At 56.0% G+C, this 3032-nt stretch carries 1 tRNA gene and 2 rRNA genes (1 of these 3 cut by a window edge); all 3 read left to right on the forward strand.

From position 1 onward, the window contains the following. Positions 1-2722, forward strand: a 23S ribosomal RNA gene (locus APM_RS16120); it begins 16 nt to the left of the window's first position. Between the two features lie 91 nt (positions 2723-2813). Further along, positions 2814-2928, forward strand: a 5S ribosomal RNA gene (rrf, locus tag APM_RS16125). 27 nt (positions 2929-2955) lie between these two features. Continuing rightward, positions 2956-3032 (forward strand) — tRNA-Met (locus APM_RS16130).

The raw sequence follows: 3032 nt of genomic DNA on the forward strand, positions 1-3032 counted from the left end.
GCATTCAGTGGATGCCTTGGCACCAGAAGGCGATGAAGGACGTGGCACGCTGCGAAAAGCCACGGGGAGCCGCGAGCAGGCGTTGATCCGTGGACATCCGAATGGGGAAACCCACCCGCAAGGGTATCTGCATCTGAATACATAGGGTGTAGAGGCGAACCCGGGGAACTGAAACATCTAAGTACCCGGAGGAAAAGACATCAACCGAGATTCCGTCAGTAGTGGCGAGCGAAAGCGGAGCAGGCCAGTGCCTTGTCATTGAGTAGCAGAACGGATTGGAAACTCCGGCCATAGCGGGTGATAGCCCCGTATGCGAAGCGAGATGGCAAGGCCTTGAGTAAGGCGGGACACGTGAAATCCTGTCTGAAGATGGGGGGACCACCCTCCAAGCCTAAATACTCTCTGGTGACCGATAGTGCACAAGTACCGTGAGGGAAAGGTGAAAAGCACCCCGACGAGGGGAGTGAAAGAGACCTGAAACCGGATGCCTACAAGCAGTCGGAGCCGCATCTGCGGTGACGGCGTACCTTTTGTATAATGGGTCAGCGAGTTTCTGTTTGCAGCGAGCTTAAGCCGGTAGGCGTAGGCGTAGCGAAAGCGAGTCTGAATAGGGCGCATAGTTGCAGGCAGAAGACCCGAAACCGAGTGATCTAGCCATGGCCAGGCTGAAGGTGCGGTAACACGCACTGGAGGGCCGAACCCACGCCTGTTGAAAAAGTCGGGGATGAGCTGTGGCTAGGGGTGAAAGGCCAATCAAACTCGGAGATAGCTGGTTCTCCGCGAAATCTATTGAGGTAGATCGTCGTGTGTATGCCTTCGGGGGTAGAGCACTGGATGGGCTAGGGGGGCCCAAAGCCTTACCAAACCTAACCAAACTCCGAATACCGAAGTGTCTTGCACGGCAGACAGACGGTGGGTGCTAAGGTCCATCGTCGAGAGGGAAACAGCCCAGACCACCAGCTAAGGTCCCCAAATTGTGGCTAAGTGGGAAAGGATGTGGGAATTCCAAAACAACCAGGAGGTTGGCTTAGAAGCAGCCATCCTTTAAAGAAAGCGTAATAGCTCACTGGTCTAATAGAAATCCTGCGCCGAAAATGTAACGGGGCTAAAGCCACATACCGAAGCTGTGGGTGCATGGAAACATGCGCGGTAGCGGAGCGTTCCGTAGGCCTGTGAAGGGAGATGGGGTGACCCCTCCTGGAGGTATCGGAAGTGCGAATGCTGACATGAGTAGCGACAAACAGAGTGAGAAACTCTGTCGCCGAAAGTCCAAGGGTTCCTGCGCAAGGTTAATCCGCGCAGGGTGAGCCGGCCCCTAAGGCGAGGGCGAAAGCCGTAGTCGATGGGAAGGGGGTGAATATTCCTCCGCCTGCTGGAAGTGACGAATGCGAGATGTTGTCTGTCCTTATCGGATTGGGCAGGCTTTTTGAGCATTCCGGGAAATAGCTCCAGCGTATAGACCGTACCCTAAACCGACACAGGTGGACTGGTAGAGTATACCAAGGCGCTTGAGAGAACGATGTTGAAGGAACTAGGCAAATTACTCGCGTAACTTCGGGATAAGCGAGACCCGTATGTGGGCAACCATGTGCGGGTGGCACAAAAGAGGGGGTAGCGACTGTTTAGTAAAAACACAGGGCTCTGCGAAGTCGAGAGACGACGTATAGGGTCTGACGCCTGCCCGGTGCCGGAAGGTTAAGAGGAGAGGTGCAAGCCTTGAATTGAAGCCCCGGTAAACGGCGGCCGTAACTATAACGGTCCTAAGGTAGCGAAATTCCTTGTCGGGTAAGTTCCGACCTGCACGAATGGCGTAACGACTTCCCCACTGTCTCCAGCATCGGCTCAGCGAAATTGAATTCCCCGTGAAGATGCGGGGTACCCGCGGTCAGACGGAAAGACCCTATGAACCTTTACTGCAGCTTTGCAGTGGCATCAGAAGAGTGCTGTGTAGGATAGGCGGGAGGCATTGAAACCGGGGCGCTAGCTTCGGTGGAGCCAACCTTGAAATACCGCCCTGCGCGCTTTTGATGTCTAACCGCGGCCGGTTATCCCGGTCCGGGACCCTGCATGGTGGGCAGTTTGACTGGGGCGGTCGCCTCCTAAAGAGTAACGGAGGCGCGCGATGGTGGGCTCAAGCCGGTCGGACATCGGCTGTTGAGTGCAATGGCATAAGCCCGCCTGACTGCGAGAGCGACAGCTCGAGCAGAGACGAAAGTCGGCCATAGTGATCCGGTGGTTCCACGTGGAAGGGCCATCGCTCAACGGATAAAAGGTACTCTAGGGATAACAGGCTGATCTCCCCCAAGAGTCCACATCGACGGGGAGGTTTGGCACCTCGATGTCGGCTCATCACATCCTGGGGCTGGAGCAGGTCCCAAGGGTTCGGCTGTTCGCCGATTAAAGTGGTACGTGAGCTGGGTTTAGAACGTCGTGAGACAGTTCGGTCCCTATCTGCCGTGGGTGTTGGAGACTTGAGAGGATTTGTCCCTAGTACGAGAGGACCGGGATGAACATACCTCTGGTGCATCGGTTGTCACGCCAGTGGCACAGCCGAGTAGCTAAGTATGGACGGGATAACCGCTGAAAGCATCTAAGCGGGAAACCCACCTCAAAACTAGGTCTCCCCGAGGGTCGTGACAGACCATCACGTTGATAGGCCGGGTGTATAAGCGCGGTAACGCGCTCAGCTAACCGGTACTAATCACCCGATAGAACTTGAATATCTCAACCACCCCCACCATGCACAAACACCAACACAACTCACACAACACACCAAATCCACACCAGCCCAGAAACAACGATAGGCTGGACGACCTGGTGGCCATTGCGGGGAGCCTGCACCCGATCCCATCCCGAACTCGGCCGTGAAAATCCCCAGCGCCCATGGTACTGTGCCTCAAGGCACGGGAGAGTAGGTCGCCGCCAGGTCCTCCAGCCTATCGTAACCTCATCCACCGCGGGGTGGAGCAGCCCGGTAGCTCGTCAGGCTCATAACCTGAAGGTCACAGGTTCAAATCCTGTCCCCGCAACCA

Origin of the sequence: Acidiphilium sp. PM (assembly GCF_000219295.1) — a bacterium.
Lineage (GTDB): Bacteria > Pseudomonadota > Alphaproteobacteria > Acetobacterales > Acetobacteraceae > Acidiphilium > Acidiphilium multivorum.